A 12559-nucleotide genomic window follows, 5' to 3' on the forward strand; every position below is an offset into this window, starting at 1 on the left:
AAGGGTACAGGTGGCAACAGGGTATTTGCAACCCTAGGAAGGAAGTTTTGTATGAATACAGCGCCTATAGATGCGTTAGCTCAGGTTTATGAAAATCAAAATTTACACGCTGTTCTGCCAAGTAAGCATGAAGCGGATGGTATGATTTTCGCGGTAGCCGCGGCGCCTGAAATTCCTATGCCAGAGGCGTGGATGCCATGGCTGATCAAGCAATCATCCAGTGTCATGGTGGATCAAGATGTGGATGCGTTGGCTGACGTGTTAATGAATACGCTGCGCGCACATCTCATGGCCATGCGTGATAGTAACCCTAACCTTCCCTCTACTTGCTATTTCAGGCCGGGTACCGATATCCGACAATCCGCAGTGACGCAATGGTTAACTGGGCTGCTCTATGCACATCAGCAGTTAGAAAGCGTATGGCAAGAGGCGTGGGATAGGTACGAAAAACAGCCTCCTAATGAACAAACACCCCACGCTGAAGCGCCTGAAAAGGTCCTCGCGCGGTGCTTAAAGTTATTCTCTACACTTGCCAATGTAGAGCTTGCGCTTGCCCAAAGAAATGACGTGCAGAAAAAGATGTTGCAGGAAAACCTTCCACAATTGTGGCAACAGCTACCGGCGATGCTAAATGAATATGTGACGTTATCAGGGGAATTGGCGTCAGCGTTGCCTAACCAATTTGAGACTTTCACTCAAACCAAGACGTAAATCGCTTTCCCGCATTATCGGCCACGATGATGCTTTTGCTGTTCCTGGCGCTGAGAGAGAGTATGTTTAAGTGACACCATATAGGTATCTAGTTCGGCCTTTGCGTCATCGTAGGCTTGGTTCAGCGCTATGGAGTCCGGCTCGCGCATAAGGGCCTTAAATGCGTTATCCGTGTTTTGTAATAAGGTTTTCAAATGTTGATTGCTATCTTCCATGATATGTCCCTATACGTTTGCAATTACCGCATATCCTTAGTGTGAATTAATCGTGATATTTTTGCACTCACGCTCAGCGTTTATAATGGTTTAACTACCGCAAGACAAACAATACCCAGAATGAGTAAAACGGGGGCTTCGTTGAGTATGCGATAAAACTTAGCACTATGCCTGTTTTCATCACGTGCAAACTGTTTCATCAGTTTAAATAGATAGAAGTGATAGCTGTAAATTGCAACTAAAAAAAGCAGTTTAATGTGCAACCACCCAGACATTTTAAACCACGTGGCGCCGTAACTGACAATAAGTGCCACGCCGAAGACGAGTGTCAGAACCGCAAAGGGTGTCACGAAATACCATAGCCGTCTTTCCATGACCTTAAATTCGTCTTTTACCACCTGCGATTTTGCATTGGCGTGGTAAACAAACAGGCGCGGTAAGTAAAACAGCCCAGCCATCCAAGCAAGCATAAAAAAGATGTGAAGTGCTTTAAACCATAAAATATACATAAACTAGTACTGTGCCTTCTGTAAAAAGCTTTGTAAGATATTCCACGTAATAACGCCAATAATATCATTGAACTCTTGGTCGTAAATATAAACAGCGCCAGAACGGGTGTTTTTCAATTGCTCATACACTTCATGAAGCGTACTTTGCGCGTTTAACCCTTCCATTTGGTGATAGCTTAACGCATTTGCATCATGCTCTAAGCTGACATTGTATTGGACCAGTTTATACTGCACATCTATTTCAAATTTTGATTGCTGAATCACAACGTTTGTCGGGTTGTTCGACAAATACTCTTCAAGCGCTTGTTCAGGAGCGTCAACAAACAGCTTATAGTCAGTGCTCATTGCCGCTAGCACCCCAGTTTTTTCCAACGCCTCGCGAATGGATGAAATCGCATAGGGTAAGTTTTGGTAATCAAGCTGACGGATGAAGATAGAGCGATTGCCAAAAAATTGTGTTGAGGTGACGTACGCAGGCACAATAACCAGCATTGCTGGTAATATAATTTGCGGGCTGTACGACAGTTCCATTACCGCGGATAAGGCAGCTAAGGGAGCATGCAGTACCGCGGTGAGCATGCCCGCTATGCCCAAAAGGGCGAAACTGCTGGTGAATTCGGGCACGTTGATAAAGTAAGATAAAGGCAATAGAAGCACTGCGCCAGCGAGCATGCCAATGACCATAACAGGGCCAATAATGCCGCCGGGTACACCAAGGCCAATGGCACATACCGCGAGAATCACTTTACTCACAAGAATCGCGCACAATAATAAGGTGCCTGGGTCGCGGTCGAAAAGCTTTTCGACGTCTACAAAATTGGCGCCCAATGCCTCAGGTAACAAGGTTCCAACGGTACCCGTTATCAAAGCGGCCAGCACTAATCGCCAGACCATAGAGACGGGTCTGAAAAATGTCATTACGCGCATGAGTTGATGGTTAAACAAGGTGGCTAACATGCCTAGCAAAACACCAAGGAGCACTAAGTAAAGGTACATCCATTGGCTAAATGCATTAAACGACAAAAATGACAGTTCGTTGAATTCGCCAAAGACGATACGAGTAAGTACAGAGCCACAGGCAGCGGCAAGCATCACAGGAACAAATATATGGATTTTATATTCCCGAAGAACAACTTCCATCACAAAGATAACGGCGGCGAAAGGTGTATTAAACGACGCTGAAATGCCCGCTGCAATGCCGCAACCGGCTAAAATGCGAATGCTGTTGTAGGGTAAGCGAAGCCATTGCCCGAGAAAGCTACTGCCTGATGCGCCAAGGTGAACAGAGGGCCCCTCTCGGCCGACAACAAAACCGCCAGCCAGCGCCAACATACCACCGAAAAATTGGTTAATTGTGGTTCTAAATGGAATATGGCCGTAGTAATACTTAACCCGGTGGATGACGAAAGGGATGCCCATTCGATAATGCTTAAAGCCAGTAATATAGGCTATTAGCAAGATAAGTCCCACACTGACTAAGGGAAGAAGTAAGTACGCTGGCCAGTCACTATTAAACCAGCCTTGTAAGGTGGTAAGCCCCGTGGATTGCAGCCATTCCACACACAATCGAAATAGAATGATCAGCGAAGCCGCGCACACGCCTCCGACGATACCGAGTAAGCAAAGTTGGACAGACGTTCTTGGGTGAGCGACTTCTTGTCGTAAAGCCTGCAGGCGCATGATATGTTAATGTAATGTCGAGATATAATTAGCTTACCACAAACACTTGCAATTCATAATGTTAACTACAGCATCCACCCGCAAGTTAAGTATTAACAAAAAATAACCATGACAACAGACGAATTAAAACAAAGATTGGGCAACCACAAATGGTCGCTTTTAATGGCGCTGCTTATGCTGCTAATGATTGCGCTAGGGTACAAGATTGCCAGAAAACTCGATGCCGGAGATAGTCAGAAAGTTCTCGCACAAGCAGATACCATTGCCTTGTTGTTAGAGGAAAATAACCAACTCACCACGAAAGTTAATCAGTTAGAAATCGCCTTGGCCTTGGAAGGCGAAGAAAAGCAAAACATTCTTGCTGCGCTAACTAAAGAGCGTAATTCGCAGGTAGCACTGATTGAAAAGATTGCTTTTTATGAAAGGGTAATGTCACCAGAGAATGAACAAGGCGGTTTTTCAGTGGAAGGGGTACAAATTCACCCCACCGACGTGGCGGGTCAATATCAGCTTCGCATGGTGTTATTACAACAGAGTAAAACCAAAAGAGTGCTTCGAGGCGATTTGTCGATTGCAATTGTAGGGGACCGCGAAGGTAAAGAAGTGACGTTGAATTCCTCAAATACAGGCAGTATGCCAAGCAAGGTTGCCTATCGATTTAAGTACTTTCAAGCGGTGAATGAAGTGATTCAACTACCAGAAAACGTGCAACCCCGTGATATTGTGCTAACCACAACCGTGTACCAGTATAAAACCCGAAAGGGGAAGTATACGCTAAGCGTGCCGTGGCAAGAGGCGCAGCAAAATGGCTTAAATAATCAGGAAGAAGAGTAGCTACTCGAACAAAAAGTAATAGCCATAACCCACAATAAACGCGGGCAGTGCAGAGTAAAACGTTGCTAACATGGCAGCCTTAGGTGATAACGCTATGGCAGGAAATAACGCATCACCATCGTTACTGATAGCATTGCCTAATTGGGCTGAAAAGGGAATGGCGCCATTGAGGTATAACGTGGTCACGAGAATTTGTGGCCCGCAACCAGGAAGAAAACCAATCACAATGGCCAATGCCACTAAGCCTAAGCCCATTCCTTGAAACAGTTGGGTAATATCGATAGCAAACCACAATATGGACAGTTCAAAAAGCAAAAAGGCAACCACTACCCAAGCCAACACAAATTGGGTATCAAGGGCTGACTTTTCTTGCCAGCTTACCGGGGGCGAAATAGCCTCCTCTTTTGTGATGGAAGCGTAACCGGTAGATGAGCCGCTAAATGCCCAGAGTGAAATGCCAATAAAACAGAGTGTTGCGCCTATATATCCAAGGGATTTTGCTGATATCCCAAGGTATTGATGAACGGGAAGTTGAAGGGCAATGCCTAAGGCGATGGCTAAAGAAGGTATGGCTACCGCCATCCAAAACTTAATCGATGCTCGCTTAACGTTATCACCAAGGCTGAGGTTCGCCTCACTTTCACTTGATAGAGATGTCTCGGAGACAACCGTATTCTTTAGGGTGTCAGACGGTTTGTAGTTATGAAATTTGTTGACTACTAAACCCGTAAGACTTCCTACCACAACGCCTACTGCCATAACGGTTAAGCCGTCAATGGGGGATTGCGCTAAAAGCAGAAATGCGGCGTCCCCCATGGTGCTTGTTAATACTGCCACCACCGCCCCAAAGCTAGTGACTCCCTTGGTGTATTGAGTGACGACGATAATGGCACCGCCGCAGCCGGGCAGGGCACCAAGGCATGCAGCCAGCCCAACTTCATAAACTGGATGTTGGTTCATAAATCGGCTTATCGCTTCTGCCGATATTCTTAACGTAGCAAGGTAGTAAAGCGCTAACGAAGCATAAACGAATGCGGCAACCTGAAAGTAAGCGTCTGCCAGTACCGCGATTGTGACTTCACGAGTCGCGCTTAACCCCAGTAATACCGACAAGATGACGGGCAGTATCACCCGCTTGTTTATCAAATAAGGGTGCTGATTAATCACTGACAGCAGGGTGCGTGAGGTCGTGGTCATTGATGTCACTGGATTGCCTTTTTGAGGAAAAGAGAAACGGCTAACCGTTTCTCAATAAAAAACACTAACTTTCAAAGGTCACTGTGCCCTTCATAATGCCAATGTGGCCTGGGAAAGAGCAGAAGAAAAGATAGGCGTCAGATTTGTTTAGCCCCTTCACTGAAAAGGTGGTAGAGGTTGATTCACCGCCGCCAATAATATCAGTGGCGGCAATAACACGTTCATCGTCAGGCTTAACATAATTGTTTTCCATTCCTGCGCTAATTCCTGCAGTGGCCACCGGCTGTGCATCAGCCTCTTTGGTCATTACCCAGTTATGGCCCATTGCCTGCTTAGGGAGGTTTCCCGTGTGTTTCAGGGTGACAGTAAAGTCTTCACAGGTGGCAGGAATAACAAGTTCACTTTTGTTGTACTGCATAGCATCATTACTTTCGATAGTGGTTGAACACTCATCAGCCAGACTAAATTGTGAAACGAGTAAGGTGCTAGCGCAAAATAACAAACGTTTTAACATGGTCGAAAATCCTTAAATGGGTGGTTTTACAAACGAAGAAATATCGCATTCAGAACTAGGTTTGTTTAACGTTACGAATCAAGCATACTATGAGATCACTGTTAATGCTAATGATTATCATTAAGCTTGTTTCGTTTGATACTAGATGCTGTCCGCCGGGTTTTGGATATGGGGTGGGCGTGAATAGGGGGAGGCGCCATAGTGGTTTACGTTTGCCGCTGGGGCTTAAGGATTGATCAAGGCGTGATATTCCGTAGTACAAACTCACAAACTAGTGAGTCTTTTAATAGAAAGATAACAACACTTCTTATAGGTTAACGGTTAGGGAAATAAACCATGAAAGCAACGCGAACTGAGCGAGACAGTATGGGCGAACTAGACGTCCCTAAAGATGCACTCTATGGCGCACAAACCCAACGAGCCATTCAAAACTTTCCTATTAGCGGGCAGCGCATGCCGCTGGCATTTCTTCAGGCTTTAATACTACAGAAAAAAGCCGCCGCACAGGCCAATTTAAACTTAGCCACGTTAGATGAAAGTAAGGCGACTGCCATTATTAAGGCGTGTGATACCTTGTTAGCAGACGATATTTTGAAGCATTTTCCTGTGGATGTGTTTCAAACAGGGTCAGGCACCAGTACCAACATGAATGCTAACGAAGTCATTGCCCATATTGCCCGGCGAGATAGTCAGCAAGATATTCACCCCAACGATCACGTTAACTGTGGGCAAAGTTCTAATGATGTTATCCCCACCACAATACATATCAGTGCTGCTTTAGAAGTCAGCCAACGGTTGTTACCTGCTCTTAAAGCGTTGGTGAGTATCATTGAAGAAAAAGCCGACGAAGTTGCTTGTTTTTGTAAAACAGGGCGTACCCATCTGATGGACGCCATGCCAGTGAGGATGGATCAAAGTCTTCGGGCTTGGTCCTCACAAATCAGCCAGCAAATTCAAACACTCAATGCAGTGCTCCCTTCAATTCAACAATTGGCGCAAGGCGGAACAGCGGTGGGCACAGGTGTTAATGCCCATCCAGATTTTGGCCAAGAAGTGGCACGGGAACTGTCTGATATGACCGGGATTGCGTTTAAACAAGCGGAAAATGTGTTTTCCCTCATTAGTGCGCAAGACAACGCTGTTACCTTGTCGGGATGCGTAAAATCAACCGCTGTTTCGTTGATGAAAATTGCCAACGATTTACGCTGGATGAATTCCGGTCCTTTAGCGGGGTTAGGCGAAATAGCATTGCCTGCATTGCAACCGGGATCGTCCATTATGCCAGGTAAGATAAACCCCGTTATTCCGGAGGCGGTAGCGATGGCTAGCGCACAGGTGATGGGTAACGATTCCGCTATTTCAGTTGGTGGGCAGTCGGGTAATTTTGAGTTAAACGTTATGTTACCTATGATTGCGAGCAATTTGTTGTCGAGCATTCATTTAATGACTACAAGCGCCACCCAACTGGGGGAAAAAGCGATTAAAGGCTTTAGTGTGAATCAGGAAAATTTAGATCAGGCGCTTGAGAAAAACCCCATACTCGTCACCGCACTTAATCCTATCATTGGTTATAGCAAAGCGGCAGAAATTGCTAAGGCGGCTTACAAACAAAAGCGTCCTGTGCTAGATGTGGCATTGGAAATGACCGATATACCAAAAGAAGAACTCATTACCCTGTTAGACCCAGTAAAACTAACTGATAATAGCGAGTAAATGTGGTTTGTGTGTCGCAGCAAAACCTGTTGCTGGCGTACGCAGAATTTAGTGTAACTTGCTTAGCTTTCGCTATTTATTACGGGTTTAAAATTTAACTGCCTATTAATTGAGCGCTTAGTGAGGTGATACGCACTTGGCTATTGCCGTTGAAGGGGAATTTGGTAGAGTGCATACTCGCCAAAGCCCTTTAAATGGGTGCGTGCGCAAAAAATTACTCAGGAATAGTTAATGACAGATACGTGCTTTCGAATGAAAGGCACTACGCTTACTAGCATAGTGTTAGAGGTTATCGAATTTGACCCCGACAGGTTTGAATCGCAACTTGCCCAAAAAGTGGCGAGCGCGCCGCAATTTTTTACTCGTTCATCCCTTATTCTTCATCTAAATACGTCCTTGTCTGCCACCGAACTAGAATTGCTGGTGGCGCTATGCCGTAAATTTGAGCTTCAGCCCATGGCAGTGCGTGGCAACACACTGAATTTGAAGTCGGTGATTAACGACCTTGGTTTGGCTGATGTTAGCCAAAGTAAGTTTACGGAAAGCACGCTCAAACCATCAAGCATAAAAACGGCCTCTGATGGCGCTAACCACGAAGCGCCCAAGCCTGCCTCGCCTCCACAAATCGCACCAGTGCCAGTTATTAAGCCCGCGAAAGTGGTTAATCGACCTGTGCGTTCAGGCCAGCAAGTTTACGCGGAAGGCAGTGATCTCGTGATTACCGCGGCGGTTAGCGAAGGCGCAGAAGTCTTAGCCGATGGTAATATTCATGTGTACGGTACGCTAAGAGGGAGAGCCCTAGCTGGGGTGAAAGGGAATACTCAAGCGCGGGTATTCTGCCAGTCGTTAGATGCAGAACTCATATCAATTGCGGGGCAATTTATTATGCACGACAAAGTCAAAACATCGTGCTGGAAGCAACCCGCTCAAATCTACTTAGAAGACGAATCCTTACATATCGAGCCTATTGCTTGAGACAACAAGATGCCGTCGAGGAATAAATAATGGCTAAAATAATTGTAGTGACATCAGGAAAGGGAGGTGTGGGTAAAACCACATCAAGTGCAGCAATCAGTACTGGGCTTGCACTTAGCGGTCATAAAACGGTTGTCATTGATTTTGATGTTGGTCTAAGAAACCTAGATCTTATCATGGGCTGCGAACGTCGCGTAGTGTACGACTTCGTGAATGTGATTAATAAAGAAGCTTCGCTAAAACAAGCATTAATAAAAGATAAGCGAACCGACAACCTCTTTATTTTACCCGCTTCACAAACCCGTGATAAAGACGCGCTTACCATCGATGGTGTTCAAGCGGTGCTTGACGAACTAAAAGAAGACTTCGATTTTATTATTTGTGATTCCCCAGCAGGTATCGAGCAGGGCGCACAAATGGCACTTTATTTTGCTGATGAAGCCATTGTTGTGACTAACCCAGAAGTGTCCTCAGTGAGGGACTCAGATCGTATTTTAGGCATTTTGCAAAGCAAGTCTATGCGCGCTGAACAAGGCAAAGCGGTGAAAGAGCATCTATTATTAACCCGTTATAATCCTACTCGGGTTGAAAGCGCAGAGATGCTAAGTGTGGCTGATGTTGAGGAAATATTGGCGATACCTTTACTTGGGGTTATCCCTGAATCCGAGTCTGTGTTAAAAGCCTCGAACCAAGGGCAACCTGTTATTCTTGATGAAGAAGCCAATGCTGGTCAAGCCTATGCAGATGCAGTTAAACGTCTATTAGGCGAAACGGTAGAACATCGTTTCCTTGAAGCTGAGAAAAAAGGATTCTTCAAGCGTCTATTAGGAGGGAAGTAATGGGTATTTTCGATTTGCTCAAAAAGAAGCAAAAGCCAAGCACTGCAGCAGTGGCCAAAGAGCGACTCCAAATCATTGTCGCTCATGAGCGTAAAAAGCGAACGGAACCAGACTATCTTCCTATGATGCAACAGGAAATCATTCAGGTTATCCGTAAATACGTCACCATTGCTGACGACCAGGTCTCAGTACAGCTTGATAACAATGACGACTGTAGCGTGTTAGAACTTAATGTGACGCTGCCTGACAGTTAATCACTGTTAGCGAATGGCTGTTTCATCAATATCTAATTGAGAGGCGGCCATTTTGATTAAAGACGCATCTAATGGCGGCGGTGCTATGTCTACCCCTTCACTTAGTTTTGAGGTGATGTACTTTAACGTATCTACCCGTGCTTGCCACTTATGCTCCCCATTTATCACTTTCCATGGTGCGAAGCGGGTGTGCGTTTTAGCCAGCATTTGATTAATGGCGGTAATATATTCCTCTCGTTTCGCTCTATTATGCAAATCTTCTTTGGTCAGCTTCCAGCGCTTATAAGGGTTATTTAATCGCTCCTCAAAGCGGCGTCGCTGTTCGTCCTTTGAAATATGCATAAAGACCTTCACTATACGCACCGTATCGTCGCTTAACGTTTTTTCAAACTCGTTGATTTCGTGGTAAGCACGTTGCCATTCATTTTGTGTTGCAAGGTTATCGATACGTTCAACCAATACCCTTCCATAATGGGAGCGATCTAAAATTGCAAATGTGCCAGGTGAGGGGATCTTCATCCAGAAACGATAGAGAAAATGCTTATTCATTTCCTCGGAAGTGGGCTTCGCGATAGGGTAGACTTGTACCCCTCTAGGATCTAACTGCTCCGTTACCCGGCGAATTGCCCCTCCTTTTCCCGCTGCATCCCAGCCTTCAAAAATAATCAGCGCCCTTTTGTTTTGGTGGTAGTAGGCTTGCTGAACGTGAAAAAGGGCTTGTTGCCATTCTTCGAGAGCACGCTTGTAGTCATCTTTTTGCTCAAATTGTGAGGGGGGAAATGTTTCCTCTAACTGAGGTGGTGCAGATAACTTGGCGTGTTCTTCCATAAAATCCTCACGTTGGTTCGCGTAGTCTTCAATTATTAATACGGTGCCTGGTTTTTGTATGTAAGCGCTCGCTAACTCGAATCTTCTTTGAAAATAGGTAGTGTCATAAGATGTCATAAGGGGCGTCATCAAACGTGACACCGCCAAACTATAGCACTGACGGTGGTTTGTCGTCACGGTACTCATCAAAGTCTTGCTTAAATTCCTTGGCACTCGGTTTGGCGGCAAGCGCACAATCTCAATAAGCGTCTGCTGCAATCTGTGAGGTGAAAGGCGTTGGAATGGCCGTGGAGGCGATGAATTAGCCAACGGGAATAAATAAGATGATGAGGTGAAAAAGGAAAAACTATGGCACACTCAACAAATACGACAAGCAACGAAAAAACGAAAATGGCAACATCTGGTATTAGAGAGGGATATTGGTTTTACTTCAACGATGAAGGCGTAGACATTGCCGTCAATGGCTCTATGTGGTCTGGTCGGGAAACGGTATACGTCAATGATAATCCCGTTTCGGATAAGCGAGAAATGCTCAAGGTTAAAAGTAGCCACACTTTTACCCACGCAGAGCAGGCCTACAGGGTGAGCTTTGAAATGGACAATATTCTTACCGGGCGACTTGAATGCAGTCTTTTCAAAAACAACAGGCTAATTGCCAAGCAGGAAAAGGCGGCTTTTGACTCTGCGAAATCGTTTATTAAGATTATTGGAGTGGGCTTTCTCTTTGGCTTGCTGATAGGTGGTGCCGCGCTAGCCTTATTTATGCAGTTTGCCCCAGCCTAGGAGGGGCTTATTGTGGAAGTTAACGCGTCTCGGGTAAAAGCGCTTAGGCAGCAGTACCAATGGACACAACAAGCGTTCGCTGACCTATGTTCAGTGAGTTTAAGAACAGTACAACGGGTTGAAAAGACCGGTAATGCGTCGACCGAAACAGTCATGGCGATGTGCGCCGTGTTTAATATTGATCAAGCTGACTTAAAGGTTATTCCGCCACAAGGCTCTCAGGCTGAAACAGAAGTACGATTTGCCCCCATGTGGACGCTGTTAATTGCTGCGCTCATGCTAGGGAGTATGGTAGGAGCTGGGTTAATGTATTGGCTGATGTCGTAAACTAAGCTTGATTCGTTAAGTTTTGCCCCAATAGTTGCTAGCAGTACGCAAGTATTAGATAATTGCGCTCAAGCAAAAGTGCATAGGCACTCGGTTTATTAAGAGGTGGGTATGACTGTAGAAACAGCGTTGCCAATTGAGTTTTCTGATGCAGCGGCAGCGAAGGTTAAAGCCCTTGTGACAGAAGAAGAGAATCCCGACCTAAAGTTGCGTGTGTACGTGACTGGCGGTGGATGTTCGGGCTTTCAATACGGCTTCACATTTGATGAAAAAGTTAACGACGGCGATATGACTATCGAAAAGGATAGCGTAACACTCGTGGTCGACCCCATGAGTTTACAATACTTAGTTGGCGGCGTGGTGGATTACGTTGACGGGTTAGAAGGGTCACGGTTTTTGGTTGAAAACCCCAATGCCACCACCACATGCGGATGTGGCGCTAGCTTTAGCGTGTAGTCAGCGACAGTGAATGAAAACTAGGCATACATCGTATTATTCCGTATGCCTGTCTTCTTCTTGTTAAAAATCATTTCCCAATCTTCATTTTATCTGGCTACACTGGTTTCTTAAGCTAGTTCAATTTATGGACGTATTTTATGAAACTTTATGGTTCAACCACTTCTCCTTATGTTCGCCGTATTCGTATTGTTTTATTTTCAACAGAGCATGAATTCTTAAATTTGCAGATTTTTTCGGGTGAAGATAGAGCGCTTTTAGCGTCTCGCAACCCCACATTAAAAGTGCCTTGTTTAGAAGATGATGGCGAAATGATTTTCGACTCTCGTGTCATTTACAACTATTTAGCAGAAAAGTTAGACCATGACGGGCTGAGTTGGGAAGAAGAAAACCAGCTGACACTAATCGACGCCGCTAACGATTCTTTTGTACAGCTGATGTTATTGAAGCGCTCTGATATAGATATAACCCAAGACAAATTATACTTCAGCTTACAAAACGAGCGGATTGAAGCAGTACTTTCCACCCTTTCTGAGCAGTTAAGTCAAGGTGGCTTCAGTGGCTGGAGTTACCCTGAAATATGCCTTTATACTATGATTGACTGGGTGTTGTTTAGAGAATTACACGACATGAAAGCCTATCCTCAGTTACTGGAATTTCATGAAAAACACCAAGACCGAATTGAAATTACGGCCACTAACCCACGAGATTAGTGACTCAGAAA

General features: G+C 45.2%; 16 protein-coding genes. 10 read left to right on the forward strand and 6 right to left on the reverse strand.

The genetic code is table 11. The features are described 5' to 3' along the window. The first annotated feature begins 51 nt into the window (after window positions 1-51). Window positions 52-711 (forward strand): UPF0149 family protein, encoded by a 660-nt coding sequence (locus tag IUA53_RS04200; protein WP_044448485.1) that lies wholly within the window; start codon window positions 52-54, stop codon window positions 709-711. A 14-nt stretch (window positions 712-725) separates the two neighbouring features. Here IUA53_RS04200 and IUA53_RS04205 read toward each other — a convergent pair whose 3' ends face one another. The 3 genes from IUA53_RS04205 to IUA53_RS04215 form a co-directional block, all read right to left on the reverse strand. Then, window positions 726-926, reverse strand: a complete 201-nt coding sequence (locus IUA53_RS04205; protein ID WP_044057974.1) for a hypothetical protein — start codon at window positions 924-926, stop codon at window positions 726-728. Between the two features lie 80 nt (window positions 927-1006). Then, window positions 1007-1435: a protoporphyrinogen oxidase HemJ gene (hemJ, locus tag IUA53_RS04210; protein ID WP_044057973.1), complete on the reverse strand. Its 429-nt coding sequence runs from the start codon at window positions 1433-1435 to the stop codon at window positions 1007-1009. A 3-nt stretch (window positions 1436-1438) separates the two neighbouring features. Further along, window positions 1439-3115 (reverse strand): chloride channel protein, encoded by a 1677-nt coding sequence (locus IUA53_RS04215; RefSeq protein ID WP_044448484.1) that lies wholly within the window; start codon window positions 3113-3115, stop codon window positions 1439-1441. 108 nt (window positions 3116-3223) lie between these two features. Here IUA53_RS04215 and IUA53_RS04220 point away from each other — a divergent pair, with 108 nt between their 5' ends. Next, the gene (locus tag IUA53_RS04220) at window positions 3224-3949 is read left to right on the forward strand and encodes a DUF6776 family protein (RefSeq protein ID WP_044057971.1); all 726 of its coding nucleotides are present in this window, start codon (window positions 3224-3226) and stop codon (window positions 3947-3949) included. Here the strand turns inward: IUA53_RS04220 and IUA53_RS04225 are convergent, their stop codons facing one another. Together IUA53_RS04225 and azu are read right to left on the reverse strand one after the other, a co-directional pair. Then, the gene (locus tag IUA53_RS04225; protein ID WP_044448483.1) at window positions 3950-5146 is read right to left on the reverse strand and encodes a putative manganese transporter; all 1197 of its coding nucleotides are present in this window, start codon (window positions 5144-5146) and stop codon (window positions 3950-3952) included. Between the two features lie 64 nt (window positions 5147-5210). After that, a complete protein-coding gene (gene azu / locus IUA53_RS04230) occupies window positions 5211-5660 on the reverse strand; it encodes an azurin (protein ID WP_044057969.1) in 450 nt (149 codons plus the stop codon). A gap of 336 nt (window positions 5661-5996) precedes the next feature. On the opposite strand from azu, the gene IUA53_RS04235 reads away from it, so the two are divergent. The 4 genes from IUA53_RS04235 to minE all read left to right on the forward strand — a co-directional run bounded on the left by IUA53_RS04235 (window position 5997) and on the right by minE (window position 9441). Beyond that, entirely contained in the window at window positions 5997-7373 is a 1377-nt protein-coding gene (locus IUA53_RS04235; RefSeq protein ID WP_044448481.1) for a class II fumarate hydratase, read from the forward strand. A 231-nt stretch (window positions 7374-7604) separates the two neighbouring features. Continuing rightward, entirely contained in the window at window positions 7605-8348 is a 744-nt protein-coding gene (minC, locus tag IUA53_RS04240) for a septum site-determining protein MinC (RefSeq protein WP_044448479.1), read from the forward strand. 29 nt (window positions 8349-8377) lie between these two features. After that, window positions 8378-9187: a septum site-determining protein MinD gene (gene minD / locus IUA53_RS04245; protein WP_044057966.1), complete on the forward strand. Its 810-nt coding sequence runs from the start codon at window positions 8378-8380 to the stop codon at window positions 9185-9187. Continuing rightward, window positions 9187-9441 (forward strand): cell division topological specificity factor MinE, encoded by a 255-nt coding sequence (gene minE / locus IUA53_RS04250; RefSeq protein ID WP_044057965.1) that lies wholly within the window; start codon window positions 9187-9189, stop codon window positions 9439-9441. Before minD ends, minE begins: the two co-directional genes overlap by 1 nt. A 6-nt stretch (window positions 9442-9447) precedes the next feature. On the opposite strand, the gene IUA53_RS04255 is transcribed toward minE, so the two are convergent. Next, window positions 9448-10269 (reverse strand): polyphosphate kinase 2 family protein, encoded by an 822-nt coding sequence (locus IUA53_RS04255; protein ID WP_044449725.1) that lies wholly within the window; start codon window positions 10267-10269, stop codon window positions 9448-9450. Between the two features lie 348 nt (window positions 10270-10617). Between IUA53_RS04255 and IUA53_RS04260 the strand changes: the two genes are divergently transcribed. The 4 genes from IUA53_RS04260 (at window position 10618) to IUA53_RS04275 (ending at window position 12548) form a co-directional block, all read left to right on the forward strand. Further along, entirely contained in the window at window positions 10618-11052 is a 435-nt protein-coding gene (locus tag IUA53_RS04260; protein WP_052806710.1) for a hypothetical protein, read from the forward strand. 12 nt (window positions 11053-11064) lie between these two features. Continuing rightward, entirely contained in the window at window positions 11065-11379 is a 315-nt protein-coding gene (locus tag IUA53_RS04265; RefSeq protein WP_044448477.1) for a helix-turn-helix transcriptional regulator, read from the forward strand. Window positions 11380-11490: 111 nt separating this feature from the next. Next, window positions 11491-11835: an iron-sulfur cluster insertion protein ErpA gene (erpA, locus tag IUA53_RS04270; protein ID WP_044057963.1), complete on the forward strand. Its 345-nt coding sequence runs from the start codon at window positions 11491-11493 to the stop codon at window positions 11833-11835. A 140-nt stretch (window positions 11836-11975) separates the two neighbouring features. Then, window positions 11976-12548, forward strand: a complete 573-nt coding sequence (locus IUA53_RS04275) for a glutathione S-transferase family protein (protein WP_044057962.1) — start codon at window positions 11976-11978, stop codon at window positions 12546-12548. Window positions 12549-12559: the final 11 nt, after the last annotated feature.

This window comes from Alteromonas sp. B31-7 (assembly GCF_015767655.1).
GTDB lineage: Bacteria > Pseudomonadota > Gammaproteobacteria > Enterobacterales > Alteromonadaceae > Alteromonas > Alteromonas australica.

Bases quoted from the DNA above. Each gene is read 5' to 3' on its own strand.
- IUA53_RS04200 (WP_044448485.1), top strand. From the start codon at position 52: ATGAATACAGCGCCTATAGATGCGTTAGCTCAGGTTTATGAAAATCAA.
- IUA53_RS04205 (WP_044057974.1), bottom strand. From the start codon at position 926: ATGGAAGATAGCAATCAACATTTGAAAACCTTATTACAAAACACGGAT.
- hemJ (WP_044057973.1), bottom strand. From the start codon at position 1,435: ATGTATATTTTATGGTTTAAAGCACTTCACATCTTTTTTATGCTTGCT.
- IUA53_RS04215 (WP_044448484.1), bottom strand. From the start codon at position 3,115: ATGCGCCTGCAGGCTTTACGACAAGAAGTCGCTCACCCAAGAACGTCT.
- IUA53_RS04220 (WP_044057971.1), top strand. From the start codon at position 3,224: ATGACAACAGACGAATTAAAACAAAGATTGGGCAACCACAAATGGTCG.
- IUA53_RS04225 (WP_044448483.1), bottom strand. From the start codon at position 5,146: ATGACCACGACCTCACGCACCCTGCTGTCAGTGATTAATCAGCACCCT.
- azu (WP_044057969.1), bottom strand. From the start codon at position 5,660: ATGTTAAAACGTTTGTTATTTTGCGCTAGCACCTTACTCGTTTCACAA.
- IUA53_RS04235 (WP_044448481.1), top strand. From the start codon at position 5,997: ATGAAAGCAACGCGAACTGAGCGAGACAGTATGGGCGAACTAGACGTC.
- minC (WP_044448479.1), top strand. From the start codon at position 7,605: ATGACAGATACGTGCTTTCGAATGAAAGGCACTACGCTTACTAGCATA.
- minD (WP_044057966.1), top strand. From the start codon at position 8,378: ATGGCTAAAATAATTGTAGTGACATCAGGAAAGGGAGGTGTGGGTAAA.
- minE (WP_044057965.1), top strand. From the start codon at position 9,187: ATGGGTATTTTCGATTTGCTCAAAAAGAAGCAAAAGCCAAGCACTGCA.
- IUA53_RS04255 (WP_044449725.1), bottom strand. From the start codon at position 10,269: ATGGAAGAACACGCCAAGTTATCTGCACCACCTCAGTTAGAGGAAACA.
- IUA53_RS04260 (WP_052806710.1), top strand. From the start codon at position 10,618: ATGGCACACTCAACAAATACGACAAGCAACGAAAAAACGAAAATGGCA.
- erpA (WP_044057963.1), top strand. From the start codon at position 11,491: ATGACTGTAGAAACAGCGTTGCCAATTGAGTTTTCTGATGCAGCGGCA.
- IUA53_RS04275 (WP_044057962.1), top strand. From the start codon at position 11,976: ATGAAACTTTATGGTTCAACCACTTCTCCTTATGTTCGCCGTATTCGT.